The 24,211-nt window shown below is 71.2% G+C and carries 25 protein-coding genes; 11 read left to right on the forward strand and 14 right to left on the reverse strand.

Annotation, left to right across the window (positions count from 1 at the left end; all coding sequences use genetic code 11):
• Positions 1 to 15 precede the first annotated feature (15 nt).
• Entirely contained in the window at positions 16 to 819 is an 804-nt protein-coding gene (locus EV186_RS13475) for an SDR family NAD(P)-dependent oxidoreductase (protein ID WP_133849560.1), read from the reverse strand.
• 28 nt (positions 820 to 847) lie between these two features.
• Positions 848 to 1,936: a baeRF2 domain-containing protein gene (locus EV186_RS13480; protein WP_133849561.1), complete on the reverse strand. Its 1,089-nt coding sequence runs from the start codon at positions 1,934 to 1,936 to the stop codon at positions 848 to 850.
• A gap of 131 nt (positions 1,937 to 2,067) precedes the next feature.
• Between EV186_RS13480 and EV186_RS13485 the strand changes: the two genes are divergently transcribed.
• From EV186_RS13485 to ligD (EV186_RS13495), 3 genes are read left to right on the forward strand one after another with little or no spacing between them, the layout of a single operon-like run.
• A complete protein-coding gene (locus EV186_RS13485) occupies positions 2,068 to 2,649 on the forward strand; it encodes a DNA polymerase ligase N-terminal domain-containing protein (protein ID WP_133849562.1) in 582 nt (193 codons plus the stop codon).
• A complete protein-coding gene (gene ligD / locus EV186_RS13490) occupies positions 2,646 to 3,590 on the forward strand; it encodes a non-homologous end-joining DNA ligase (protein WP_133849563.1) in 945 nt (314 codons plus the stop codon). The genes EV186_RS13485 and ligD (EV186_RS13490) overlap by 4 nt, the downstream gene beginning before the upstream one ends.
• Complete coding sequence (gene ligD, locus EV186_RS13495) at positions 3,587 to 4,474, forward strand: non-homologous end-joining DNA ligase (RefSeq protein WP_133849564.1); 888 nt, start codon at positions 3,587 to 3,589, stop codon at positions 4,472 to 4,474. The genes ligD (EV186_RS13490) and ligD (EV186_RS13495) overlap by 4 nt, the downstream gene beginning before the upstream one ends.
• On the opposite strand, the gene EV186_RS13500 is transcribed toward ligD (EV186_RS13495), so the two are convergent.
• The 3 genes from EV186_RS13500 to EV186_RS13510 are packed head-to-tail and all read right to left on the reverse strand — an operon-like array spanning position 4,471 to position 7,293.
• A complete protein-coding gene (locus EV186_RS13500) occupies positions 4,471 to 5,583 on the reverse strand; it encodes an ANTAR domain-containing protein (RefSeq protein ID WP_133849565.1) in 1,113 nt (370 codons plus the stop codon). The genes ligD (EV186_RS13495) and EV186_RS13500 overlap by 4 nt on opposite strands.
• Positions 5,584 to 5,638: 55 nt before the next feature.
• A complete protein-coding gene (locus EV186_RS13505; RefSeq protein WP_243754014.1) occupies positions 5,639 to 7,012 on the reverse strand; it encodes a cytochrome P450 in 1,374 nt (457 codons plus the stop codon).
• On the reverse strand, positions 7,009 to 7,293 hold the full coding sequence (locus tag EV186_RS13510; RefSeq protein ID WP_243754015.1) for a hypothetical protein: 285 nt from the start codon (positions 7,291 to 7,293) through the stop codon (positions 7,009 to 7,011). The genes EV186_RS13505 and EV186_RS13510 overlap by 4 nt, the downstream gene beginning before the upstream one ends.
• 99 nt (positions 7,294 to 7,392) lie before the next feature.
• Here EV186_RS13510 and EV186_RS13515 point away from each other — a divergent pair, with 99 nt between their 5' ends.
• Both EV186_RS13515 and EV186_RS40705 read left to right on the forward strand, forming a co-directional pair.
• Positions 7,393 to 7,887 carry a hemerythrin domain-containing protein gene (locus EV186_RS13515; RefSeq protein WP_133849566.1) on the forward strand — a complete coding sequence of 165 codons (495 nt, stop codon included), beginning with the start codon at positions 7,393 to 7,395 and terminating at the stop codon, positions 7,885 to 7,887.
• 50 nt (positions 7,888 to 7,937) lie between these two features.
• On the forward strand, positions 7,938 to 8,858 hold the full coding sequence (locus EV186_RS40705) for a cob(I)yrinic acid a,c-diamide adenosyltransferase (protein WP_133849567.1): 921 nt from the start codon (positions 7,938 to 7,940) through the stop codon (positions 8,856 to 8,858).
• 23 nt (positions 8,859 to 8,881) lie between these two features.
• Here EV186_RS40705 and EV186_RS13525 read toward each other — a convergent pair whose 3' ends face one another.
• Positions 8,882 to 9,538: a hypothetical protein gene (locus EV186_RS13525; RefSeq protein ID WP_133849568.1), complete on the reverse strand. Its 657-nt coding sequence runs from the start codon at positions 9,536 to 9,538 to the stop codon at positions 8,882 to 8,884.
• A 170-nt stretch (positions 9,539 to 9,708) separates the two neighbouring features.
• On the opposite strand from EV186_RS13525, the gene EV186_RS13530 reads away from it, so the two are divergent.
• Positions 9,709 to 10,698: a hypothetical protein gene (locus EV186_RS13530; protein ID WP_133849569.1), complete on the forward strand. Its 990-nt coding sequence runs from the start codon at positions 9,709 to 9,711 to the stop codon at positions 10,696 to 10,698.
• On the opposite strand, the gene EV186_RS13535 is transcribed toward EV186_RS13530, so the two are convergent.
• Entirely contained in the window at positions 10,655 to 12,103 is a 1,449-nt protein-coding gene (locus EV186_RS13535) for an amino acid permease (protein ID WP_243754016.1), read from the reverse strand. The two genes, EV186_RS13530 and EV186_RS13535, sit on opposite strands and share 44 nt — an antisense overlap.
• 303 nt (positions 12,104 to 12,406) lie before the next feature.
• Between EV186_RS13535 and gad the strand changes: the two genes are divergently transcribed.
• Positions 12,407 to 13,816, forward strand: a complete 1,410-nt coding sequence (gene gad, locus EV186_RS13540) for a glutamate decarboxylase (protein ID WP_133849571.1) — start codon at positions 12,407 to 12,409, stop codon at positions 13,814 to 13,816.
• Positions 13,817 to 13,822: 6 nt separating this feature from the next.
• Here gad and EV186_RS13545 read toward each other — a convergent pair whose 3' ends face one another.
• From EV186_RS13545 to EV186_RS13565, 5 genes are read right to left on the reverse strand one after another with little or no spacing between them, the layout of a single operon-like run.
• Positions 13,823 to 14,320: a GNAT family N-acetyltransferase gene (locus EV186_RS13545; RefSeq protein ID WP_133849572.1), complete on the reverse strand. Its 498-nt coding sequence runs from the start codon at positions 14,318 to 14,320 to the stop codon at positions 13,823 to 13,825.
• Positions 14,317 to 14,883 (reverse strand): dihydrofolate reductase family protein, encoded by a 567-nt coding sequence (locus EV186_RS13550; RefSeq protein WP_133849573.1) that lies wholly within the window; start codon positions 14,881 to 14,883, stop codon positions 14,317 to 14,319. Before EV186_RS13550 ends, EV186_RS13545 begins: the two co-directional genes overlap by 4 nt.
• A 14-nt stretch (positions 14,884 to 14,897) precedes the next feature.
• Complete coding sequence (locus EV186_RS13555) at positions 14,898 to 16,244, reverse strand: ATP-grasp domain-containing protein (protein ID WP_133849574.1); 1,347 nt, start codon at positions 16,242 to 16,244, stop codon at positions 14,898 to 14,900.
• The gene (locus EV186_RS13560) at positions 16,241 to 17,473 is read right to left on the reverse strand and encodes an MFS transporter (RefSeq protein WP_133849575.1); all 1,233 of its coding nucleotides are present in this window, start codon (positions 17,471 to 17,473) and stop codon (positions 16,241 to 16,243) included. Before EV186_RS13560 ends, EV186_RS13555 begins: the two co-directional genes overlap by 4 nt.
• Positions 17,470 to 19,467, reverse strand: a complete 1,998-nt coding sequence (locus EV186_RS13565; RefSeq protein WP_133849576.1) for a PEP/pyruvate-binding domain-containing protein — start codon at positions 19,465 to 19,467, stop codon at positions 17,470 to 17,472. The genes EV186_RS13560 and EV186_RS13565 overlap by 4 nt, the downstream gene beginning before the upstream one ends.
• A gap of 215 nt (positions 19,468 to 19,682) precedes the next feature.
• Between EV186_RS13565 and EV186_RS13570 the strand changes: the two genes are divergently transcribed.
• Positions 19,683 to 20,180: a SigE family RNA polymerase sigma factor gene (locus EV186_RS13570; protein WP_133849577.1), complete on the forward strand. Its 498-nt coding sequence runs from the start codon at positions 19,683 to 19,685 to the stop codon at positions 20,178 to 20,180.
• A complete protein-coding gene (locus tag EV186_RS13575; protein WP_133849578.1) occupies positions 20,177 to 20,911 on the forward strand; it encodes a hypothetical protein in 735 nt (244 codons plus the stop codon). Before EV186_RS13570 ends, EV186_RS13575 begins: the two co-directional genes overlap by 4 nt.
• Here the strand turns inward: EV186_RS13575 and EV186_RS13580 are convergent.
• Positions 20,883 to 21,788, reverse strand: coding sequence for an alpha/beta fold hydrolase (locus EV186_RS13580; RefSeq protein ID WP_133849579.1), 906 nt, complete (start codon positions 21,786 to 21,788; stop codon positions 20,883 to 20,885). The genes EV186_RS13575 and EV186_RS13580 overlap by 29 nt on opposite strands.
• Before the next feature lie 25 nt (positions 21,789 to 21,813).
• On the opposite strand from EV186_RS13580, the gene EV186_RS13585 reads away from it, so the two are divergent.
• On the forward strand, positions 21,814 to 22,461 hold the full coding sequence (locus EV186_RS13585) for a GntR family transcriptional regulator (RefSeq protein WP_243754017.1): 648 nt from the start codon (positions 21,814 to 21,816) through the stop codon (positions 22,459 to 22,461).
• Positions 22,462 to 22,605: 144 nt separating this feature from the next.
• Positions 22,606 to 23,769: an amidohydrolase family protein gene (locus tag EV186_RS13590; protein WP_243754018.1), complete on the forward strand. Its 1,164-nt coding sequence runs from the start codon at positions 22,606 to 22,608 to the stop codon at positions 23,767 to 23,769.
• Here the strand turns inward: EV186_RS13590 and EV186_RS13595 are convergent.
• The gene (locus EV186_RS13595; RefSeq protein ID WP_133849580.1) at positions 23,766 to 24,206 is read right to left on the reverse strand and encodes a cytidine deaminase; all 441 of its coding nucleotides are present in this window, start codon (positions 24,204 to 24,206) and stop codon (positions 23,766 to 23,768) included. The genes EV186_RS13590 and EV186_RS13595 overlap by 4 nt on opposite strands.
• Positions 24,207 to 24,211 lie beyond the last annotated feature (5 nt).

A 24,211-nucleotide genomic window follows, 5' to 3' on the forward strand; every position in this document is an offset into this window, starting at 1 on the left:
CTTCTCCTCGGGTGGTCAGCGGCGCCCGCTGCCGGGCATGGTCATGCGGCGGTGCACGGCGGCGAGCAACGGGTCCGGCAGCAGGTGCCCGGCGACGGACTGGACCTTGTTGAAGAACGAGCCGGCGACGACGTGGTCGGTGCCCTTCATCATCGCCGAGAAGCCTTGCTCGGCAACGGTCTTGGCGTCGTCCTTGGAGCTCTGGCCGAGCTTGGTGTCGTGCATCTTGGCGCGGTCGAAGAACAGCGTGTCCGTCGGGCCGGGCATCAACGTGGTCACCGACACGCCGCTGCCGCGCAGCTCGTCGCGCAGCGCCTGGGCGAACGACGACAGGAACGCCTTGCTGGCGTTGTAGACCGAGTTGTACGGCCCGGGCGACACGCCCGCGATCGACGACGTGATCAGCACCCGGCCGTGACCGGCGCCGACCATGCCGGGCACCAGCAGCTTGGCCAGGTGCACCACCGACCGAACATTCACGTCGACGACCTTGAGCTGCTCGTGCAGCCCGGTCGCCGAGCCGGCGAAAGCCCCGTTGACGCCGGTGCCCGCGTTGAGCACCAAGGCGTCCACCCCGCCCGCGACGTCCTGCGTCCAGGCGGCGAGGCGGTCGACCTCGTCGGGGACGGCGAGGTCGAGCCGGTGCCCGTCGACGGCCGCGCCGGTCGCGCGCAGCTCGTCGACCGCCTTGTCGAGCAGGTCGTCGTCGGCGGCGAGCAGGACCCGGTAGCCGTTGCGGGCGAAGATCTCCGCGAGCTCACGGCCGATGCCGGACGACGCGCCGGTGATCAGCACCCTGGGGTTGGTGGCGGTGGTCATCGTGTTCCTTGTCCTTTCCCGTTTGGTCTCAGGTGTGCCTGCGCAGCACGCCGATGCCGTCGCGCAGGGTGATCTCGTCCGCGACCGGCACCAGCTGGGCGCCGATGGCGACGGCGGCCGACGGCACGACCTCGTCCGCGCGGTGTTCGCTGTGCTCGCCGGCGAGCCCCATGAGGTCCTTCTTGTCCAGCGCCAGCAGGTTCGGCGTGTCACCGGTCCACATCGGACGGTCGGCGGGCAGGCTGTCGGCGAGGAACACCAGTTCGGCGTTCGCCTCGCGCAGCGCCTCGACCGCCGCGGCCATCCCTTGCACGGCAAGGCCGTCGCCCTCGACGCGGAACCGGTCGAGCTGGGCGTCGTAGTCCTGCGCCGCGACCCGCTCCAGCACCGCGTGCGCCTCGTCTTCCACGGCGCCGGGTTCCGTGCCCGCCGCGCGCCCACCCGACTCGAGCTGGACGACCTGGTCGGCGAGGTGGCGCGGCAACGCGGCGGCCAGCCCCGTCCGGGCCTGCACCTCACCGGCCACGAGCACCACCCGGGCGCCGACCCGCTCCGCGAGCTGGCCGACCGCGTCCGCGACGATCTTCATGGTCCGGTGGACCTGCTCCTCGATCCGGTGCTGGATCGAGTAGTGCGACCAGCCGCCCGCCCGGACCTTGTGCAGCGGCTCGTCCGCGCCGGCCACCGGTTCCGGCTCGTGGACCTCGCCCGCCCGGTCGACGGCCTTGAGGTCGGCCCCGGTCCGGTCGACGACGACGAGCACGTGCGGCACCAGCGGCGTGCTCCGCCGCAGGACGGGCAGCAGGTACGGCAGGTCGGACACGCGGGCCTGCAGGCCGGCCGGCGGTTCGGCGGTCGGGGTGGCGACCACGTGCCGCGTGGTGGCCACGAGCGCGCGGCCGGCCCGGCCGACGGCGGGTCCGCCCGCGCTGACCGCCTCGTCCACGGCCCGCACCAGGTCGTCGTCCGCGCCGAGTTCGGCGAGCCGGGCGCGCAGGTCGCGCCGCCGGGCCTCGAGGGCGGCGGCCCCGTTCTCGGTGTCCTGGGACACGTCCAACCAGACCGAGGCGAACGGCCCGGCGTCCTCGAGCAGCGGACGCAGCGTCTCGGTGTTCATCGTCAGCGACTCCTTTCCCTCGGGCGAGGGCTACCCACCGCGAGGGCGACGACACCTCCTCACGCCGATCGAGTGGCCCGCACGCCGCCCTGACGGCGTTTGTCGACGTCGCACGGCGGGTAGTCCCCGGCGTGACCAAGCAGGACCGGCTCGCGGAGTACCGGGCCAAGCGGGGCGACGCGACGCCGGAACCGGCGGGATCCGGTGGCCGGCGCCGAGGCAAGCGCTCGCGCCCCAGGTTCCCTTCACGCCCCCGATTCACCGTGCAGCGCCACGATGCGTCCAGCCTGCACTTCGACTTCCGGCTGGAGATCGACGGCGTGCTGGTGTCGTGGTCGGTGCCGAAGGGCCCGTCGCTGAACCCGGCCGAGCGGCGCCTGGCCGTGCGCACCGAGGATCACCCGATCGAGTACGCCGACTTCGAGGGACGGATTCCCGAGGGCCAGTACGGCGCGGGCACGGTGGTCGTCTGGGACACCGGCGAGTTCGACTCGCTGACCGACGAGCCCGCCGTCGACGCCCTGGACGCGGGACACCTGCGGGTCGAGTTGCACGGCGAGAAGCTGACCGGCGCGTTCTCGCTGGTGCACACCGACGGGAAGAACTGGCTGCTGATCAAGAAGGACGACGACGGCGCGGACCGGCGGCGCAAGCCCGCACGCACCCAGCCGGAGTCCGTGCTCACCGGGCGCACCAACGAGGACCTGGCGTGAGCGCGCCCGGCTGGCGCGAGCCGATGCTCGCGGTGCTCACCGACGACCGGTTCTCCGACCCGGACTGGCTCTACGAGCGCAAGCTCGACGGCGTGCGGGCGATCGCCGGCCGCGACCGCAAGGACCTGACGCTGTGGTCGCGCAACCAGAAGTCCATGAACGCGTCCTACCCCGAACTCGTGGCGGCGCTCGCCGAACACGGTCCGAAGCGCTTCGTCGTCGACGGTGAGATCGTCGCCTTCCACGGCCCGCAGACCAGCTTCGCCGCGCTGCAGCCCCGGATCCACCTGGTCGACCCCGAGCGCGTCAAGGCGTCGCAGGTGAAGGTCTACTACTACCTCTTCGACGTGCTGCACCTCGACGGCGAGGACGTGGCGGACCGGCCGCTGCGCGAACGCAAGCAACTCCTGCGCGATGCCTTCCACTTCGTCGACCCGCTGCGGTATTCGCAGCACCGCATGGCCGACGGCGAGGCCTATTACCGCGAAGCCTGCGCCCACGGCTGGGAGGGCTTGATCGCCAAACGGGCCGACGCGCCCTACCACCGCGGCCGGTCCGCGGACTGGCTCAAGTTCAAGTGCGTGCGCGACCAGGAGTTCGTGGTCGGCGGGTTCACCGACCCGAAGGGTGCGCGGTCCGGGTTCGGCGCGTTGCTCGTCGGCTACTACGAAGGCACCGACCTTCGGTACGCGGGCAAGGTCGGCACGGGCTACAACGAAAGCGTGCTGGCCGAACTGCGGTCCACCATGGACAAACTGGAGCAGGACACGTCGCCGTTCACCGACCCCGTGAAGGAACCCGGCGCCCACTGGGTGCGGCCCGAACTCGTCGTCGAGGTCGGGTTCACGGAGTGGACCAGGGACGGCAGGCTCCGCCACCCGCGGTTCACCGGCCTGCGGGTGGACAAATCGGCCGCCGAAGTGGTGCGGGAGAGCGCATGAAGGTCGAAGACTTCGAGATCAGCAAACCCGACAAGGTCCTCTACCCCGATGACGACGTGACCAAGGGCGACGTGGCCACGCACTACGCGGCGGTAGCCGAGGCGATGCTGCCCCACCTGCGCGACCGCCCACTGACGCTGCGCCGCTACCCCGACGGCATCGGCGGCGAGGGCTGGTTCCAGAAGCAAGCTCCCGACCACCTGCCCGACTGGATCCGGGTGGCCGAGGTGCCCCAGCGCAGTGGCGGCAAGGGCCACTACATCGTGTGCGACAGCCGGGAGACGCTCGCGTACCTGGCCAACCAGGCGGCGCTGGAACTGCACGTCTGGGCGGCGACGGTCGCCGCACCCGAGCACCCCGACCTGGTGGTCATCGACCTCGATCCGCCGGATGGCATGGCGCTCAAGGAGTTGCGCGCCACGGCCCGGCAGGTGCGCGACCTCTACGAGGCGGTGGGGCTGACGCCGTTCGTGCAGACGACCGGCGGTCGCGGCTACCACGTGGTCGCGCCGCTGGACGGCGACACCGGGGTCGACGAGGTCCGCGAGTTCGCCCACGAGGCCGCCGACCACCTCGCCGCACAGCACCCGGATCGGCTGACCACCGTGCTGCGCAAGGAAAAGCGCGGCGATCGCCTGTTCCTCGACGCCAACCGCAACGGGTACGGGCAGACGTTCGTCACGCCGTACTCGTTGCGTGCCCGACCGAGCGCCCCGGTCGCGATCCCCATCGAGTGGTCCGAGCTCGGCAACGCCGAACCGGCGGGTTGGACCGTCCACACCGCACGCCGCAGGCTGGCGCAGAAGGCCGACCCGTGGCGAGACATGCACCGCCACGCGGCATCGGCGCAGCGGGCGCGCGAGCGGTTGCGCAAGCTCGGCTAGCGGTCAGGCTCTCCGTCGGCCGGGCCGAGATCGCCGCGGCGCGCGACCAGCGTCGTGGCCAGGGCGGCCAGTCCCACGTTCAGGTTCCGCGACATCTTGTGCAGCAGGTCGAGCGCTTCGGCGGCGCCGCAACGCCTGCGAGCCATGATGATGCCCTTCGCCTGGCCGATGACGTCGCGCGAATCCAGGGCCGCGTGCAGGCCGGCCTGCTCGAGTGCGCTGCGGCGCAGGACATCGGCCTCCGCGATGGCGAACGACGCGTGGTTGGCCAGCAACCGCACGATGCCGGGGTCGGCGTCGACGAGGTCTCCGGGGACATGGGAGAACACGTTCAGCGCGCCGGCCGGGTCGGGCGCCTCGGCGGGTGCCACCAGCGCGCTCGCCAGGGCGCCGTGCCAGCCGCGCCGGACCGCTTCCGGCGACCAGTGCGGCCACGCACACCCCGCGCCGAGGTCGGCGCACTCGACGAACTCCGGGGAACCGGCCATCGCGACGTCGTGGCACGGGCCCTCGCCGAGCGCGTACTGCAGTTCGTCCAGCTCGGTGGCCGCGTCGTCGCTCGCCGCCGCGGTGCGCAGGCTTCCGTCCGCATCGCGCAGGGTGATCGACGCGACGTCCGCCGGCGCGACGGCGGCCACCGTCGCGGCCACGACGCGGTTCAGCGCCTCGTCCACGGTCGCGGCACGAAGCAGGGCCTTGGTGAGGGGGACGAAAAAGGTCCCGAATCCCTCGTGAGCCGTGAGCGACGCCCGGAGTGCGGCGACGGCGCCGTCGACCGAGTCGTGCACCGGCCACGCGGAGGGCGCCAGCGTGAAGTCGAGCGCGATACGTGCGGGGTGTCCGGGCGGGCAGACCAGCACGGCGCGCAATTCCCGTGCGGTCAAGCCGTTCAGCAAGCCGGTGACGGCCCGGGCCCCGGCGGCGGTGAGCAACTCGACGGCGGTGAGGTCCACGACGATCCCGGTGTCGGCTTCGACCGCCTCGATGAGCTTCGCGCCGCGTTCTTCCACCTCGGCGGCCGATTCCGCGTCCAGCGGGCCGCAAAGGCGCAGCACGGGCACCGGCTCCCCCAACCCGCCGTCGGTGGCCGCCAGCGTCGGATTCCGCATGATCACCGCGTCCCTTCGCCGCTCCTGCCCCTGGTTACTCACGCCCTTCCGGCGCTCACGCCATTGCGCAGGCCCGGAACCGCAGGCTGAAGTTGTCCAGCGAGGCGGGCAGCGGCCGCTCGGCGCTCACCAGGTCCTTGTCGACCAGGCGGAACTCGTGCTCCTCCACCAACACCGCCAGCATCGTGCTGGCCGCGAGCAGGACGATGCCGCGCCCCGGGCACTGCGCGGGTCCGGCGCTGAACGGGACGAGCGCCGGGTTGTCCGAAGCGGTGCCGTCCAACCAGATGCCGGGCCGGAACGAGTCCGCATAGGACGTTTCCCGGTCGCGGTGGAAGAACGGTGAGTAGATGAACTGTGTCGTGCCACGCGGGCTCCCGTCGGCGTCGCGGGTGTTCTCCCGCAACACGACCGGGGTGGTGGGCCACAGCCGCACCGACTCCAGCACGCACGAGCGCAGGTAAGGCAACTGCTGCGGGCGGGTCAGGTCGAGCCCCTCGAGTTCCGAGCGAACCGGCACCTCCTGATCCGGGTGCGTGGCCAGCAACGCGAGCGCGCGGAACGTGGCGATGGAGACCGCGTCGAAGGCGAAGAGCCAGTGCGGGATCTGCCCCGCGCGGTCGACACCGGGCGACGCGGGCGTCTCGGCGACCATGGCGGCGAGGCTGCCCGGCCACGCCTCGTCCACGTAGCCTTCGACCCGGCGCAGGAACTCCGCGCGGGCGGCGCGGCGCCGTCGGTGCAGGTAGGCCCAGTTGGCGTCCATGCGCAGCGAACCGAGCAGGTCGGTGAGCTCGTGGTCGTCGCGGGCGTGATCGCCGAGCACGATGCGCCGGATCGCCGCCCAGAAGTGCCGTGCGTAGCAGTCCCAGCCGAATTCGCCGGTGGCGTCGGCCTCCGCCAGCATGCGACGGCCTTCCTCGTTCAGCACGGTGACGAACCCCGGCGCAAGGTCGTGCATCGGCTGTTCCGGCTCCAGCGCAGCCTCGTTGAAGGCCCGCCGTTCCTCGCGCTCGGCGCCCTTGCTGATGAGCACGCCGTGCGGCTGGAAGTGGCGCAGCGCGGCCCTTTTCTCCAGCGTCGCGGCCGTGAACGGGTCCGGGGTCCCGGCGAGCACGCGGCCGACGTCCGCTCCGGCCGTGGGCACCTCGACGTGGCGGATCGGCGTGCGCAACAGGACCGGCCGACCGTCGTAGCGGCGCCGGAGGTGGCGCATGGTTGCGATGGCCGCCCGGTCGAGGCGCAGCTTCTCGGCGAGCCACATCATGCGTGGCCGCCGCTTGATGACACCGGTGAGCAGCGCCGGCCCCACGACCGTCCCGATCGCCCGCACGGTGTCGAGGACGCCCGCGGGTATCGGCGGGGCCTCGAGGGCAGTCTGCGCGTAGGCGGACAGGTTCGGGGTGCTGGTCGGCTGCGCGCGGGTCACGCCGAGTGCTTCCCGTTCGCGCCTCGCTGCGAGCGGGCCTCGGCGCCGGTCTCCCCCGCGGCACCGACGTCGTCGTTGCCCGCGACGCGGCCCACAAAGGTCTCGTTCTCGCCCGGCCCCGTGGTCCCGGCGCTGTCGCCGCGGTCGAGGTCCGGGTCGCCGCCGGTGCTCCTGGTGCGGGCGACGTTCGGGTCACGCTCGGTGTCCTGCTCCCCGGGCGCCTTCTCGGACGTGCCCGTGCCGAAGAGCGATCGCAACCAGTCGCCGAATCGTGTGCTCATGCACGTCGGTTACCCAATGCCCCACGTGCTACTCATGGGTTCGATCGGCGACACCCTGGGTATTCACTTGGTCAGCAACCGTGGCGAAAGGACTGCCCCGTGTCGACTGATGCCATCGTCGTGCTCAAGGACGAGCACAAGGAGATCCGCAAGCTGTTCCGCAAGTTCGAGGACACCACGGCCCCGGCCGCGCGGGGCAAGCTGGTCAACCAGATCCTCGAACTGCTCACCGTGCACACCTACATCGAGAACGAGGTCATGTACCCCGAGGTGCGCAAGCTCATGCCCGACCTCGACGACGACATCCTCGAGTCCTATGAGGAGCACCACGTCGCGGACGTGCTGTGCATGGAACTGGCCACCATGACGCCCAGCGACGAGCGCTTCGAGGCGAAGACCACCGTGCTGATCGAGAACGTCACGCACCACATGGACGAAGAGGAAAAGGAGTGGTTCCCCAAGGTGCGGGAGGGGCTGGGGCGCAAGCAGTTGCAGGAGATCGGCGCCCGCATGCTGGAGGCGCGCAAGAAGGCGCCCCGCAAGCCCTCCCAGCCCAGCGCCCTGAAGAAGGCCATCGACGCACTCGTGAAATGACCGCGGCCGGGGCTTGATTCGGACGCCGCGTCAGGTCCTAGCGTGACGGCATGGCAAGCGAGTCGGTCGGGATCGGCGCAGCCGCGCGGCAGTTGGGTACCACCGTGCGCACCCTGCGCTACTACGAGGCGCGGGGCTTGATCCGGCCGAGCAGCGTGAGCGAGGGCGGGCACCGGCGTTACGACGCGGTCGCGATGGCCGGGGCCCGCCGGGCGCTGGCGTTGCGTGCCCTCGGCCTGCCGGTCGGCGAGCTCGGCGCGGTGCTCGACGCCGACGGTCCCGCCGCCGCCCGCGTCCTGCGCGAGCAGCAGCACCGGCTCGCCGGGCGCATCGCCGAGCTGCACGCCTTGCGGGACCGGCTGGCCGCCGCCGTGGCGGACGTCGAATCGGACGTGACGGCGGTGCCGCTGGACACCCTCGTCGCGCTGGCTGAGGAGGTCGCGATGTCGGTGGTCATCAACAAGGTCTACACGCGGACCGGGGACGACGGGACGACCACCGCGGCCGCACCCGGCCGCGTGTCCAAAGCGGACCCCAGGATCGAGGCCCTCGGCGACGTCGACGAGCTGGTCACAGCCATCGGGCTGGCGATCGCCGCCCCGGCCGCGTCCCACGTGACCTTGTTGCGGCAGTTGCAGAACGAGCTCTTCGACTTGGGCGCGGACGTGGCCGGCGGCGGCGACCGGGTGGGTGAGGACCACGTGCTGGCGCTCGAGGAGCACTGCGACGAGCACAACGCGGGGTTGCCCGCCCTGCGCTCCTTCGTGCTCCCCGGCACCGACCCGTACTCGGCGGCCCTGCACCACGCTCGCGCCGTGTGCCGGCGGGCCGAACGTCGCCTGTGGACGGTGCCCGGCAGCGAACCCGCGGCCCGCTACCTCAACCGGCTCTCCGATCTGTTGTTCATCCTGGCGCGCGCCGCCACCAGCGAAGAACCGACCTGGACGCCGGGCACCCGCGGCCCCGGATGAGCCGAGCGGGTGCCCGTCGCCGGTCAACGACGATCGGCGCGTGCCACCGCGATCGCGGCGACGAGCGTCCACGCCATGCACAGCAGCCGGCCCAGCAGGATCAGCGCCGCGCCCTGGAACACGACGAGCGAGACGACCGACGCCACGGCCGGCACGAAGGCCACCCAGGCGAACACGCGGATGCCCTTGCCGAAGCCACCGGCCTTCGCCGCCAGCAACACGAACACACCCAGCAGCGCCACGTGCGCGGTGCCGCCGGTGATGAAGTTGGCCGTGCGCAACGCACCCAGCGTCTCGGCGCTCACCGACCCCGCGTAGGCGGCCATCGCCCAGGACAGCAGGCACGACAGCACCATCATGGCCACGGCGGCGTAGGCCCAGCGGGCCTGCTTGTCGATGCGTCCCGTGCGGCGCAGCACCGCGGCGTAGAGGCCGAGGCAGAGCACCGACAACAGCTGGCAGATCGCGGACACCGTCGCCGACAGGCCGTTGCGCACGTACCAGGCCTGGGCTTCCGCGCCGGACGCGTTGGGCAGCGGCAACGCCGAGGACGCGAACGCACCGCCCACGAACCCGACCGCTTGGTAGCACAGGATGAAGCAGAGCGCGGCGGCGATCAGCCGCCACGCGCCCGTGCTCGCCGCACGGGCCGTGGTGATCGTGTCCGGGTTCTCGGACATGTGGTTTCTCCCCTTCGATTGCTCGACCGATGGGAAGAACCCTGATGGTGCACACGGGGCCCGGTCGTCGTCCGGGCTACGGCACCTGGCGTACGTCGGCGCGCGCAGTCCCCGGTCGTCTTGTCGCGTTCCGCCCACGCGGCCGGCCGGGAGCCAATACGGTGCGGGGCATGGCGAAGGACGTGGTCAGGCTCGACGGGAACACCCTGGTCATGCCGGGCGAGGTACGGGTGCGGTTCGTGCGCACGCTGCGCCTGCCCGAGCAGGGCACGCACCCGCTGCCGCCCGGGCTCGGCGACTTCCCGGTGCGCATGGTCAGCGACTACGCCGACACGGTGCCCGAGGAGTGGCGCAAGCGCGGCGGCGTGCTGCTGCCGATGTACCTGCGCGAGGCCATGTGGCTCTCGTTCAGCGCCGCCGAGACCGCGGCCCTGCAGGTCGGCGTCGGCAAGGTGTGCGCCGTGTCCGGCCGGCCGTGGACCGACAAGCTCTCCCAGGACCCGCAGAACTACGTCGTGCTGCCCGACCAGCCGTGGCTGGACGGCATCAACTCCGGCGAAGGCACCATCCGCCAGTTCGTCGCCGTGCCACTGGGCCTGGGCGCCACCGTGGAGGGTCAGGTCACCGGCGCGGAGGTGTGGGGCGGCATCCAGCTGCAGAACTTCGCCGCCAAGCACCCGGTGCCCGCTCGCGCGACCTCGTACTCCGGTTACGACGCCGGGTACGGCGGCATGCAGGGCGGGTACGGCGGCCCGCCCGCGCCCGCGCCGGGCTCCGCCAACGCCATGGGGCTCGGCGTCGGCGGCACCATGCGCCAGGAGATCTACAAGGACAGCCGCGCGCTGTCGGAGTGGAAGGCCAAGCCGGCCGGGCGCGTGTTCGTCCACCTGGTCACGCCGCCGGACTGGCGGCGCATCACCGGCGAGGAGCCACCGGCCTCCCCGGTCAGCCGCGCGTCCTACACGCAGGCCGGCCTGCCCTGGTACGACTACTACGACGCCGACGGCACCGATCTGCAGCCCGCGCAGCCGCTGCAGGACGTCGTCCCGGTCGGCGACTGGCTCGGCCAGGACCACGACCCGTGGCACCCGGTCGCCCACGACCAGACCGTCGTGCTCAATGACCCGCGTGGTCGTCCGGTGCAGGACGGCGACTGGTAGCCAGCCGCGAGCGGCTGCGGCTGTAGCCGAAGTAGACGATCAAGCCGAGCACGAACCAGACCGCGAACCGCAGCCAGGTCTCGACGGTCAGGTACGTGACCAGCCACAGCGAGAACACGATGCCGACGGCGGGCACCACCGGCATGCCCGGGCAGCGGAACGTGCGCGGCAGGTCGGGCTGGCGGTAGCGCAGCACGATCACCGCGGCGCACACGACCACGAACGCCAGCAGGATGCCGATGTTGGTCAGCTGAGCGGCCTCGCCGATCGGCAGGAACCCGGCGATCACCGCCGAGGCGACGCCGAGCACCCACGTCATCCGGCTCGGCACGTCGTAGCGCCGGGAGGTCTTGCCGAACCACGCCGGCAGCAGGCCGTCGCGGCTCATCGAGAAGCCCACCCGGGACGCGCCCATCATGAACGTGAACAGCACGGTCAGGATGCCGAGGATCGCCCCGACCGCGATGATCGCGCCGAGGGCGGAGAGCCCCACCGACTTGAACGCGCTGGAGAAGGCCGCGGTCGGGCTGATGTCGGTGTACTTCACCATGCCCGTGAGCACCAGGCACGCGAGCACGTAGAGCACCATGGCGATGGCCAGCGAATACATGATCGCCCGGGGCATGTGCTTCTGGGCGTCCTTCGACTCCTCGGCCGCCGTGCTCATCGCGTCGTAGCCGAACACCGCGAAGAAAACCGTTGCCGCGCCGGTGAAGGCGCCGCTGAGCCCGAACGGGAAGAACGGGTTGTAGTTGCCCGTGTTGATGTGGAAGACGCCCACGGCGATCACCAGCAGCACGACGGCGACCTTGAGGAACACCAGCGCCGTCTCGAACCGGGCGGCGTTGCGCATGCCCAGGTTGAGGATGTAGGCGATGAGCAGGCACAGCACCACCGCGAACAGGTTGATCTTGTAGCTGCCCGCGGCCACCCCGTCCGGTTCGGTGCCGGGCGCACCGGTCATCCACAACGGCAGGTGCACGTCCAGGAACGACAGCAAGTCGTTGAAGTAGCCCGAGATCCCGATCGCGACCACCGCGACGATCGCCGTGTACTCGAGCAGCAGGTCCCAGCCGATCGCCCAGCCGACGACTTCGCCGAGCACGGCATAGCCGTAGGTGTAAGCCGACCCGGCGCGCGGGATCAGCCCGGCGAACTCGGCGTAGGAGAAGGCCGCCGCCGCGCTCGCGATGCCGGCGATGAGGAAGGAGATCAGGACCGCGGGCCCGGCGCTCTTGTTGGCCACTTCGCCGGCGAGGGAGAAGATCCCGGCGCCGATGATGCCGCCCACGCCGATCGCGGTGAGCTGCCACAGCCCCAGCTCGCGTTTGAGCCGGACACCTTCGCCGGGCTCGTCGATCTGCTCGATGGGCTTGCGACGGAATATCGAGGTCGAGGGATCCATGTCCGCTCCCATCGAGTGGGTTGGCCGAATCCCGTGGGATTCTCCCCCATCACAGCGCCGGTCGCACAGGTCCGAACGTGGGGTTGATCCACTGGGTGTGTCCCACACTCGGACTGGGTGTGTCCCCCACTCAGACCCGGCGTGTCCCACACTCGGCGCTGCCGTGTCCGCACTCCACTGTCGAACACACCCCACGGGAACGTGGGACACACCCGGCGCGAACGTGGGACACGCCCGGTGCCAGGCAAGACACGGCTCAGCCGGATAGCGTGGGGCTCACCCACAGCCAGGGAGGACCAGCGCATGCCGCTCGCACACCCGCACGGCCCGGCGGAACCGACCAGGGCGGACATCGCGGTCAACCCGGTGTTCATGCGAGAGCCCGTGCAGGTGCCCCGCAACCGGATGCCCGAGGGCGAACTGGACGCCGACATCGCCTACCAGGTGGTGCACGACGAGCTGATGCTCGACGGCAACGCGCGGCTGAACCTGGCCACTTTCGTGACCACGTGGATGGAGCCCACCGCGCGGACCCTGATGACCGAGACAGTCGACAAGAACATGATCGACAAGGACGAGTACCCGCGCACCGCCGAACTCGAGCAGCGGTGCGTGCGGATGCTCGCCGACCTGTGGCACGCGAGCGAGCCGGAGGCCACGATCGGTTGTTCCACAACGGGTTCGAGCGAGGCGTGCATGCTCGCCGGGCTCGCGCTCAAGCGCCGCTGGCAGCACAAGCGCCGCGCCGAGGGCAAGCCCACCGACCGGCCGAACGTCGTCATGGGCATCAACGTCCAGGTGTGCTGGGAGAAGTTCGCCAACTACTGGGACGTCGAGGCGCGCCTGGTGCCGATGTCCGGCGACCGCTACCACCTCAGCGCCGAGGAGGCCGCCAAGCACTGCGACGAGAACACGATCGGCGTCGTCGCGATCCTCGGGTCCACTTTCGACGGTAGCTACGAGCCGGTCGCGGAGATCTGCGCGGCGCTGGACGCGGTGCAGCAAGAGCACGGCTGGGACATCCCGGTACACGTGGACGGCGCGTCCGGCGCGATGATCGCGCCGTTCTGCGACCCGGACCTGGACTGGGACTTCCGGCAACCGCGGGTCGCGTCGATCAACACGTCCGGGCACAAGTACGGCCTCGTGTACCCGGGCGTCGGCTGGGTCGTGTGGCGCGACACGGCGGCGTTGCCGGACGACCTGGTGTTCCGGGTGAACTACCTGGGCGGCGAGATGCCGACGTTCGCGTTGAACTTCTCCCGGCCGGGCGCGCAGGTGATCGCCCAGTACTACACGTTCCTGCGCTTGGGCCGGGAGGGCTACACCCGGGTCCAGCAGTACTGCCGCGAGGTCGCCGCCCGCCTGGCCGACCGGATCGCCGCCCTCGGCCCGTTCCGCCTGCTCACCGACGGCCGCGAACTGCCGGTGTTCGCGTTCACCGTGGCCGACGACCAGGCCGGGTTCAGCGTCTTCGACGTGTCGGCGGCCATGCGCGAGCAGGGCTGGCTGGTGCCCGCGTACACCTTCCCCGCCGACCGCGAGGACCTGGCGGTGCTACGCGTGGTGGTGCGCAACGGCTTCAGCCACGACCTGGCCGATCTCTTCCTCGACGCCCTGACCCGGACCCTGCCTCGCCTGCAAAACCAGGACAAGCCCCAGCACGGCGCCGAATCCGCCGCCTTCTCCCACGGCGCGGAGAGCAAGAGGTGAGCAGGTTCAGCAGTCGCGCTGGTACTCGACCTGGGCGAGCAGGTGGCCCTCGCCGAAGTCGTGGGTGCGGGTCGCGCCGGTCTCGGCGAAGCCGCACTTGGTGTAGAAGCGGCGCGACTGCGGGGTGTCCCGCGCCGTCCACAGGTGGGCCACCGCGAAACCATTGGCACGCATGTGTTCCAGCGTCGCGGTCATCAGCGCGGCCGCGATCCCGCTCCCCCAGCCGTCCGGGTGGCCGTAGAAGCCGATCACCTCACCGAGCCCGTCGCGGGTCGGGGACGGACCGAACCACGACAGGGCCAGCGGCCGGCCGTCGAGCGCGGCGAGCAGGATCTCGCCCGGGTGCTCCGCGATGCGCTTGTGCCATCGCGTCAACCGGTCGGCGACGTTGGCCGAAGCGAACTCCGGCGGGAAGAACGGGGCGTACGCCGCCGCCCACCCGGCCGCGTGGATCTCGCCGAGGACGTCTCCGTCGGCGGCCTCGGCGAGACGAACCTCGATCACGCCCGCGGGATGTCCTTGCCGGTCGGCCGGTACTCCAGCAGCACGATGCGGCCATCGAGCACACGGTGGTCGACGAGCTCCAGGTCGGCCGACGACGCGAGCTGTTCGAACGCCGGCTCCCGGCCGGTCGGCCCGACCAGCAAGGGGAAGGTCATCAACCGCAACCGGTCCACGAGGCCCGCGGAAAGCAGTTGGCGCACCAGGGAAAGGCTGCCCATGGTGCGCATCGGCAGGCCGCCTTCGGCCTTGCGCCTGCGCACCTCGGCCACCACGTCCTGCTTGCACAGCTCGGTCTTCGGCCACGCCACCGAATCGAGGGTCCGGGAGAAGACGACCTTGTCGAGCTCGGTCACCCACGTCCCGTCGTGCGCTTCCACCGGCATGCCCGAGAGCAGCTCGTAGGTGCGCCTGCCGAGCAACGCCACGTGTGGCACCGTCGACGATTCGTCGATCCACGCCATCAGATCCGGCCCGCCGTAGCCGAAGTAGCCGGGCGAGTCGGTGCTGCCCGCCCAGCCGTCCACGGACACGAACAAGTCGGCGATAACTTCCCCAGTAGTCATCGACCCACCCTAACTCAGGCCAGCGCCCCCTCCATCCCGTCCAGCACGGCGCGGCAGTCGCGCAGCAGCGTCGGGGCGTCCACGGCGGTCACCAGGAACACGCCGAGCCAGTTGCGCGACCCGCCGGACGGGTCGAACGCGGGCACCGGCGTCCCGGCCGGGAGCATGAAGGCCGGCACCGGCTCGATAGTGCTGCCCGGCGAGAGCAACGCGGTCCAGTCCACCCGGTCCGGGTCCCACGAAGGCGTTGTGCGCCAAGGGTTACCGTCCGCGTCGGCCGGCACGACGGCGACCGACGCAGCGGCGCGGCCACCTGCGACCAGCATCCGCTCCGGGTACTCCACCGGCTCACCGAGCTGCTCACGCACCAGCATCCCGATCGGGTCGAGGCCGAAGACGACCTCGAGCTGCCGGGTGGTCAGCAACCCGCCGAAGCGCGCGGCGGTCTCGATCACGGCGACCTCGCCGTCGGCCCGCAGCATCAGCTCGGTGTGCGTGCCGCAGGTGTCCAGCCCCAGCGCGTCGACCGCGCGGCGCGACACCTCTTCCAGCTTGCGCTGCAACGGTTCCGGCAGCACGCACGGCGACGTGCTGGCCACCTCGACGCACGGCGGCACGGTCGGCAGCTTCGCGGTGATCGCCAGCGGGTGGTAGGTGCCGTGCGCGACGATCCCCTCGACGCTGAGGTAGTCGCCGTAGCCGGGCTCCGGGTACCACCCCTCGACGGTGCCATCCACGATCTCCTCGACCAGCCGGTCACCGTCGGTGTTCGGCTCGTACAACTCGTTCATGCCGACCTGGCCGCCACGCTCGAGCGCCTGCTCGATCTCGGCCCACGCGCCGGGCACCTGCGCGGCGTCGGTCAGCACCAGCTGCGCGACCGAGCCCGCGCCCCAGGCCGGCTTGAGCAGCAGCGGCGGGGTCAGGTCGGTGAGCGCGGCGCGCAGGTCGGCCTCGGTGTCGACGCGACGGAACCGCGGGATCGGCACGCCCGCAGGTGCCCAGGCCTCACGCATGAGGCGCTTGTCGCGCGCGGTACGGATGCCAGGCCCTGCCCCGACGAGCCCGAGCCGCTCGGCGGCGTGCGCCACTGCCAGCACCGCGAACTCCGACAACGTGAGCACCGCGTCGGCGCCGAGCCGCGCGGCGTGCTCGACGATCAGGTCGACGACGTCGTCGCCGGGCTTGAGCACACCCTCGTGGCGGGTGATGCTCGCGCAGCACGGCGCCCACACGTCCTTGCCGGCCTCGGGCATGGGTGACAGCGCGAGCACGTGCAGCTCGCCCTGCGCCGCGATGGACGGGAACGCCGTCTCCAGCGGGGCGCCACCCTTGACGTAGACGTACAGGATCTTCTTCACGCGGGGATCTCCTCGGCGACCGCCGCGCGGTCGCTGGTTCGGTGGACGAGGGCGGCGATGAGCAGCATCGCGACCGCGACACCCACCGCCAGCAGGACCAGGAAGCTCGCCATCGCGCCCCGAGCGAGGAACCCGCCCATGACGAACACGACCAGAGCGCAGACCGCGCGGTCGGCGAGCGACTCGATGGACAGCAGCGTCGCGCGGTGCGCCGGGTCGGTGATCGCCCGGTTCACCAGCTTGCGCTGCACCGGGAACGCCAGCCCGGACGCAAGCGAGAACAGGGCCAGGCAGCCGATCGTCCCGGCCAGGCCCATCGGCACGACGAAGGCGAGCGCGACCGCCATCACCACGGTCAGCACGAGCACGACGCGGACCGGGCCGAACCGGTTGAGCAGGCGGGAGCGCGCGGCCCCGGCCACCTCGAACACCGTCGTCGCGGCCATCACCACGCCGAAGAGGCTCAGCGGCAACGACTTCGACTCCAGGATCGGCTGGAACAGGTTCGCCTGGCCGATCCGCACCAGGGTGAACACCGCGATGCCCTGGGCCATCAGCACCATGAGCCGCGGTGCCGACCCCAGCGAACGCAGGGCGGCACCGAGCGCCGGCAACACCGGCACCCGCGCGACGGCACCGGCCGAAGGCAGCTCCGGCAACCGCAATGCGATGGTCACCGCGACGCCGCACGAGACGGCCGACAGCAGGTACGGCGACGGTGGCCACCACTGCATCAGCACGCCCGCCGCGGGCAGGCAGACGATCCGCCCGACCAGCGTCCACGCCCGCGCCGAACCCTCGGCCTGCTGGTAGGCCTCACCGTTACCGGTGCGGTGCAGGTACTCGTAGAGGTACGCGCTGCCCGCGCCGGAGAAGAGCGAATGCGCGAGCGCGATCATCAGGAACTGCAGGAGGAACCCGCCGAACGTCGGCTGCCACAACGGCACCAGGTTCGCCGCGGTGAGCACGACGGCCCCGGCCTGCAGGCAGCGGCGGTAGCCGAACCGGTCGGCCAGCGCGCCGGTCGGGATGTCCAGCAGGCAGAACGCGAGGTAGAAGATGCTCTGGATGGTGAAGATCCGGTCGTCGGCGAGCCCGGCGGAGCGCTGGTAGACGTAGAAGATCGGCAGCCAGATCAGCAGGCCCGCGGACAGCTGGAACGCGTTGTAGCGGCGGATGACCCGCTCGGCGCTCACGGTGTGGTTCACGGTGTGGTTCATGGCGCTCATGCGGCGAGCTGGTAGGGACGGCACTGCAGCAGCACGATGGTGTCGCCGTCGACCAGCCACTCCACGTCCACCGGAAGGTCCGCGCCGCCGCAGGCCCCATCCGTGGTTTCGGCGAAGTGCGCCTGGAGCAGCCGGCCGACCAGGGCCAGCAAGCCCAGCGTGGCCTTGGTCGAGTCGTCCACATCGGACTTCTCCGCACCCAGCGCCACCGTGCGGCTGCCGCCCTCCATCGTGTTGTAGAGGTGCTGCAACGGTTCCCGGGTCCCGGACACGACGTCGTCGACGGAGTTGCGGGCCATGTTCATCAGGACGTTGCGGAAGTCCTTGGGCTCCACGGGGTTCGCGGTGACCATGACGCCGCCGAGCGGCGCGGCGAGCTGCTCCTGGATGACAACACCCATGAAGCAGTCGTCGAGCCCAAGCCCGGCCTCGGCCCGCAGCAGCACGCCGCGGGTGGCGACCAGCGAGGACCACACCCGCTTGACCGCGGCGATCACGGCGTCGACCGAGTCGACGTGCGGGACGGATTCGTAGATGCCCGCGGCGGAGAACCCGATCAGGTCCTCGGCGTTGGACGAGCTGCGCACCACGACGCGGTCCACCCCGGCGAAGTGGCGGGCGATGGCGTCCTCGACGAGGGCACGCAGGTCGGCGGGCAGCGGGGTGTCGCGGATCAGCGCGCCCAGCTCACCGCACAGCTCGTCGACCGGACCGCCCAGCGCGAGCGCCATCTTCAGCTTGCCGATGGCCTGCTGGATCGCCGGCGACGACTCCAGGAACCGTTGCTGCAAGGCGAACGGCAGGGCGATCCCGCGCGGCACGACGACGTGTTCCTTGACCGTGCGCAGGGCCACCTCGGACAGCTCGGCCACGTCGGTGGTGGTGACGCCCAGGCGGCGGGCGAGGTAGCCGAGCAGGTCGGCGCGCGGCGGGCGCGGCGCCTGGTAGAAACCGAGCCAGTTCGGCGACCCGGCCCGCACGACGTGGGTGAGCTCGCCCAGGTTCGCGGCCTTGGTGCCGAAGCGGTGGGCGTCGCTCGCGCGCAGGGTGTCCAGCGCGGCGATGTGCGCGGCGGCGAGGTCCGGCTTGTGCAGGTCGACCCGGGTGGCGGTCCACGGCGGGGTGTCGCCGACGGACTCGGGCCGCTCGACCGGGCGCACGGCCAGTTCGGCCGCGGCGGGGTCGACGGTCAGCTCGACCCACTGGCCGTCCAGTGCGGCCAGGTCGGTGAGCGCGCCGAGCTGGATGGCGTTCGGGATGCCCCAGCCGGCGGCGAGCACGTTGGTGTGCGACAGCGGCGTCGTGTGCTCGGCGTTGACGAGGCCGGACACCCGCGGGATGTCGTCGGGCATCCGGGACATGACCAGGATGTCGTGCCAGCGCACGGGTTCGGCGGCCCGGCGGTAGTCCGATTCGGACGCGAAGACGCGCAACCGGCCGGTCACCGTGCCCGGGTTCAGCGGGACGTAGGGCGCGGTCGAGTAGAGCTCGTGCGCGAGGATCAGCGGCACGTCCGCGTCGGCCAGGTAGGCCTCCTGCTGGTGGTTCGCCGGCTTGAGCAGCACCGGCACCGACGCGTCGACCAGGGCGCGGACGGTGCCGTAGAACTCCAGCAGCATGGCCGCGTCCATCGTGTCGACCTCGACGGTCTCCAGGGAGAAGAACCGCTCGTCGCGCTCGTGCAAAGCCAGCGTTCCCAACAGGAAGCGGCGGTCGTCGGCGCGGTAGACCGAGTCGTTGAAGGCGTCCAGGTTGCGGGCGAGTTCGGCGCGGGTCATGCCGAGGATCGACTCGGCGACGTACTGCACGTGCAGCATTCCCAGGGCGCCGTCGATCAGGTGGACGGTCGACGTGGTGCGGTCGAGGACCAGCTTCACGTAGGGGTAGCCGGCGACGGTGGTGGCCAGCCGGGAGAACTCCGCCGGGGTCAGGCGGGGTCCGGACAACGCGGGGGTGACCGCGGGCGATCCGGATGGGGAGGAGGAAAGGGTCACGAGAAAGCAATCTTACGCACCGTGGACCACTCACCGTAACCGGTGGTCACCATATGTGGTTTCGATCACAGAGCGCACTCGAATGGCGTATTCAGTATAACTGACCGTGTCTGATTGCCCGCTGTGGGAAATTCTTCGGGGCTCGATGCAGCGGATCGGCGGCCCGGCGCGTTGAGGGTCCGCAAGCACAGGCCGAGCCGTGATCGGGGTGGCGGATGGAGTTCGCGGACTACGTGGCGCAGCGGCGTCCGGCGCTGATGCGCTTCGCCACGGTCCTGACCTGCCGGACGTGGCTGGCCGACGACATCGTCAGCGATGTCCTCGGCCGCGCGTTCGAGCAGTGGGACCGGATCTCGGCGATGGCGGAACCGCACGCGTACGTCCGGCGGATGATCGTCAACGACTACCTGTCCTGGCGACGCCGGCTCTTCCGCACCGCGCCGCGCGCCGAGGTGGAGGACCACGCCGCCGAAGTCGGCGACGGCGCGGACGAACGCGCCGAACGCGACGCCATGATCCGCCGGCTGGCCCGGCTGCCCAGACGGCAACGAACCGCCGTGGTCCTTCGCTACTACGCGGGACTGCCCGACGCGGAGATCGCCGCGCAACTCGGCTGCGGGCAAACCACCGTGCGCAGCCAGATCGCGCGCGCGCTCGCCGCGTTGCGGATCGACCTGTCCGCTTCCCCGCGCGCCTACCAGGAGACCCGATGAACGACCTCAAGGCCCTCGAAGACGCCTTCGCCGAGTTGGAGCGGCGGGCGGACAACGCAGTACTGCGGGCCGGTGCTTCGAAGTCACGCCGCCCCCGGCTCGTTCCGGTGGCCGCCGCCGTGCTGGTCGCGGGCGGGCTGGTGGCCGGCGTCGCGGTGCTGACCGGTGGCAGCGGCCCCGGCGGGTCGTCCTCCGTGCGGGAAGGCAGCCCCAGCACGCCGATGACGACACTGCCGGTGCGGCATTCGCTGATCCCGACCAGCGCCAAGGAACTCGAGGACCGGTTCCGCGTGGTGCTGGGCGACACCGCCACGTTCACCGTCACCGACACCGGCGGGTCGGTCGAGACCGACGGCGACGGCAACGTCAAGCCGGGTTCGGGCGTGGCCATCGTCGGCGTGCTCACCGTGGCCGGCCACAGCGGCGGCTACGACCTGCAGATCATCAAGTCGAATCCCGCGGTGGGGCCGCATTGCGAGGACCTGGACCGGGCGAACTGCAACATCCACAAGCGGCCCGACGGCTCTTCGATCGCGGTGAGCACGGAACCGTTGGCAGGCCCCGGCAACGGGGTGACGCACATGATCGACCTGGTGCGCAAGGACGGCGTCGAGGTCCTGATGCACGTGAGCAACGAACGCGATCCCAAGGGGGAAAGCCAAATCCTGAGCCCGAAGCCGCCGCTGAGCACCGATCAGATGATCAAGATCGTGACATCGCCGCAGTGGTGAGCACCGCGTCGGCGAACGCGGCCGGCGCCTCCTGCGGGACGTTGTGGCCGACGCCGGCCAGCAGGCGGTGCTCGTAGGGACCGGTGAAGCACTCGCGGTCCTCGGCCGCGCTCGGGCCGCCGACGCCGTCGGCACCGCTTTCCAGCACCACGGTCGGCACGGTGATCGGCGGCTGCCGCGCGATCAGGTCCTCGAGCGGCTGGTAGCGCGGATCGCCGTCCACCAAGGTGAACCGGTGCCGGTAGGAGTGGATCACCACGGGCACGAAGTCCGGTGCGTGCAGGCTCGGCGCGCTCGCCGCGAAGGCCGTGTCGGCGCCGGTCCACGTCGGCGACCAGGTGCGCCACAGCAACGCGCACAGCTCCTCGCGGTGGCGTTCCAGGCCGAGCCGCCCCCGCTCGGAGTGGAAGTAGTACTGGTACCAGTAGGTCCGTTCCCACTCCGGCTTGGCCGGCTCGCCCGCCGACGCCAGGTGCTGGACGTTGTAGCCGTCGACCGTGACCAGCCCGCGCACCCGGTCCGGCCACAGCGCGGCGGCGATGCAGGCGGCCCGTCCGCCCCAGTCGTAGCCGCCGAGCACCGCGGACGCGAGGCCGAGCGCGTCGAGGAAGTCGAGCAGGTCCTGCGCGAGCGCGGCCTGCTGGCCCGAGCGCATCGTGGCGTCGTCGAGGAACCGCGTCGGGCCGAAGCCGCGCAGGTAAGGCGCGTAGACGCAGGTGCCCGCGTCGGCGAGCAGCGACGCGACCTCGTCGTAAGCCCGGACGTCGTAGGGAAAACCGTGCAGCAGCACGACCGGGACACCGCCGGGATCGCCTGCCTGTTCGTACCCGATCTCGAGCAGCGGTGTGGTCACGCTGCCGCGCGAACTGAACCCCATCGGCCAAGCATCACATAGTGGGATCATGGGCGTCATGACCAAGGCGGGGAGCTTCGAGCCGGAGTCGGAGCGGGTCACCAGGCAGCTGCGCGACGAGATCCTCGATGGCGCCCGCGCGCCCGGCGACCGGCTGGTCGAGCGCGACCTCGCCGCCGATCTGGGCGTGAGCCGGGTGCCGGTGCGGGACGCCCTGCGCGTGCTCGTCGCCGAGGGTCTCGTGACGCCTCGACCCAGGTCGTGGGCCGTGGTCCGCGCGTTCACGGCCGCCGACGTGGCCAACCTCAACGAAGTGCGTGCCGCGTTCGAGCCGCTGACGTTCCGGCTGGCCGCGCAGCGTCGCACCGACGAGGGGGTGGAGCGCCTGCGCGCCTTGGTCACCGACGAGCTCGCCGCGGCCCGGGCGGGCGACGCCGTACGGGCGCGCCGGGCCGCGGCCGACTTCCACGAGGCCGTGATCTCGTTGGCGGGCAACGACTTGCTCGCCGAGCTGCACGGGGTGTTGCGCAGCCGGCTGCGCTGGCTGCTCGGCCAGCACGACGACCTGATGGCCGTCGCCGAGCAGCACGAGCAGCTGTGCGCCGCCATCGCCGCCGGCGACCTGGCCCTGGTCGACGAACTCGCCGCCGCCCACCTGGCCGACGGCCAGCGCATGGCCACCGCCCGCCACACCTGACCCCACCCATTCATACCTCATGAATACGTGACCCTGCCTGGCGATCGTGCAGGTCAGAGGCGCTTTGCCGCGTCCTCCGCACGGGAATTAGCCCGCTTAATCCCGCCGAGGAGGAGCACGGGAGATTTGGTATACCATTTGGAGGTGATTCTGAGTGATGTGCGGCCGTGGGGCGGGGCTGGGATGGATGTGGTGATCGCCGATGGGGTGATCACCGAGGTGGTGCCCGCCGGCATTGCGGGCGGGGACGAGCGCCTCGACGGCGGCGGTCTGCTCGCGTTGCCGGGCTTCGTCAACGCGCACGCCCACGTCGACAAGAGCTGGTGGAACCAGCCGTGGGTGTCCTTCGGCGGCGAGCGCACGACGCAGGGGCGGATCGCGCACGAACGGGCCGAGCGCGACAAGTACGGCATCCCGAGCGTGGACGGCGTCGTGGCGGTGCTGCGCGAGTTCCTGCGGCACGGCACCACCGCGACCCGCACGCACGTGGACGTCGACCTCGGCATCGGACTGCGCGGCATCGAGTCGGTGCGCGAGGCGGCCGCCGTGCTCGACGGTGCGATCGACGTGGAGATCGTGGCGTTCCCGCAGGACGGCGTGCTGCGCCGCCCCGGCGTGCTCGACCTGCTGGACCAGGCCGTCGCGGCCGGGGCGAGCCACATCGGCGGCATCGACCCGGCGGGCATCGACCGCGATCCGGTCGGCCAGCTGGACGGGCTGTTCGAGATCGCGCGCCGCCGCGGCGTCGGGGTGGACATCCACCTGCACGACCACGGCGAGCTCGGCGCGTTCCAATACGAGCTGATCGCTGAGCGCGCGCAGGACACCAAGGTCACCGTGTCCCACGGGTTCGCGTTGGGTGAGGTGACGGGCGAGCGGCAGGAGGCGCTGCTCGATCAGGTTGCGACGGCGGGGATCTCGCTGGCGACGGTCGCACCCGTCGGCTCCGCTCCCCTGCCGTGGCGCGGCATGCGCGATCGCGGCATCGCCACGGGCCTCGGCACCGACGGCATCCGCGACTTGTGGTCACCCTTCGGCGACGGCGACCTGTTGCGGATCGCGTTGGGTTACGCGCGGCTGCACGGCCTGCGCACCGACGAGGAGCTGACCTACGCCGTCCGGCTCGCCACCACCGACGGCGCGTCCTATGTGGACCGCCAGCGGCACGACATCACGCCCGGCGCCCGCGCGGACATCGTCCTGATCGACGCCGAGAACGTGCCGGACGCATTGGTGCGTGTGCCATCGCGGAAGCTCGTGCTCGCCGGTGGCCGGGTGGTCGCGCGGGACGGCGAGGTGCTGGTCTAGGAGGTGTGCACATCCTTGGATGGCCATTCGCCGTCACCGAAGTGCATGCCCCAGTAGTGCGGGTACAGGTCCCGTAGCGTGCGCGCCGCCCAGCCGGTCGGCCCGCTCCCCTGCGCCACGGCGACCTGCACGTCCGGCCCCCACAACGCGAGCCGTTCCTGGCACATGCCGCACGGCGCGAGCACGGAGAGCGCGCCCTGGTCGTCACTGCACACGCAGGCGGACGCGGTCACCGCACGGTCCATTGTGTACGCCTGGCAGTACGCCCCGGTCTCCGCGCAGAGCGTGGCGCACGAGTTCAGGTTGTCGAAGCTGACGCTGGTGAGGATCTGGCCGTCGTCGAGGTACACGGCCGCCGCCACGTGGTAGCCGGGCTCGGCGAACCGCCGGGTCAACTGGTCAACGGCGGCGTCGACGAGCCGCTGGTCGAGGGTCACGCCGT

The organism is Labedaea rhizosphaerae (assembly GCF_004362825.1).
In the GTDB taxonomy this organism is placed as follows: domain Bacteria; phylum Actinomycetota; class Actinomycetes; order Mycobacteriales; family Pseudonocardiaceae; genus Labedaea; species Labedaea rhizosphaerae.

What these genes read in the sequence shown, in the direction of transcription:
- ligD (WP_133849564.1), top strand. Translation starts at nt 3,587, where the DNA reads ATGAAGGTCGAAGACTTCGAGATCAGCAAACCCGACAAGGTCCTCTAC.
- gad (WP_133849571.1), top strand. Translation starts at nt 12,407, where the DNA reads ATGCCGCTCGCACACCCGCACGGCCCGGCGGAACCGACCAGGGCGGAC.
- EV186_RS13480 (WP_133849561.1), bottom strand. Translation starts at nt 1,936, where the DNA reads ATGAACACCGAGACGCTGCGTCCGCTGCTCGAGGACGCCGGGCCGTTC.
- EV186_RS13575 (WP_133849578.1), top strand. Translation starts at nt 20,177, where the DNA reads ATGAACGACCTCAAGGCCCTCGAAGACGCCTTCGCCGAGTTGGAGCGG.
- EV186_RS13580 (WP_133849579.1), bottom strand. Translation starts at nt 21,788, where the DNA reads ATGGGGTTCAGTTCGCGCGGCAGCGTGACCACACCGCTGCTCGAGATC.
- EV186_RS13500 (WP_133849565.1), bottom strand. Translation starts at nt 5,583, where the DNA reads ATGCGGAATCCGACGCTGGCGGCCACCGACGGCGGGTTGGGGGAGCCG.
- EV186_RS13570 (WP_133849577.1), top strand. Translation starts at nt 19,683, where the DNA reads ATGGAGTTCGCGGACTACGTGGCGCAGCGGCGTCCGGCGCTGATGCGC.
- EV186_RS13550 (WP_133849573.1), bottom strand. Translation starts at nt 14,883, where the DNA reads ATGACTACTGGGGAAGTTATCGCCGACTTGTTCGTGTCCGTGGACGGC.
- EV186_RS13530 (WP_133849569.1), top strand. Translation starts at nt 9,709, where the DNA reads ATGGCGAAGGACGTGGTCAGGCTCGACGGGAACACCCTGGTCATGCCG.
- EV186_RS13525 (WP_133849568.1), bottom strand. Translation starts at nt 9,538, where the DNA reads ATGTCCGAGAACCCGGACACGATCACCACGGCCCGTGCGGCGAGCACG.
- EV186_RS13585 (WP_243754017.1), top strand. Translation starts at nt 21,814, where the DNA reads ATGGGCGTCATGACCAAGGCGGGGAGCTTCGAGCCGGAGTCGGAGCGG.
- EV186_RS13535 (WP_243754016.1), bottom strand. Translation starts at nt 12,103, where the DNA reads ATGGATCCCTCGACCTCGATATTCCGTCGCAAGCCCATCGAGCAGATC.
- EV186_RS13475 (WP_133849560.1), bottom strand. Translation starts at nt 819, where the DNA reads ATGACCACCGCCACCAACCCCAGGGTGCTGATCACCGGCGCGTCGTCC.
- EV186_RS13560 (WP_133849575.1), bottom strand. Translation starts at nt 17,473, where the DNA reads ATGAGCGCCATGAACCACACCGTGAACCACACCGTGAGCGCCGAGCGG.
- EV186_RS40705 (WP_133849567.1), top strand. Translation starts at nt 7,938, where the DNA reads ATGGCAAGCGAGTCGGTCGGGATCGGCGCAGCCGCGCGGCAGTTGGGT.
- EV186_RS13510 (WP_243754015.1), bottom strand. Translation starts at nt 7,293, where the DNA reads ATGAGCACACGATTCGGCGACTGGTTGCGATCGCTCTTCGGCACGGGC.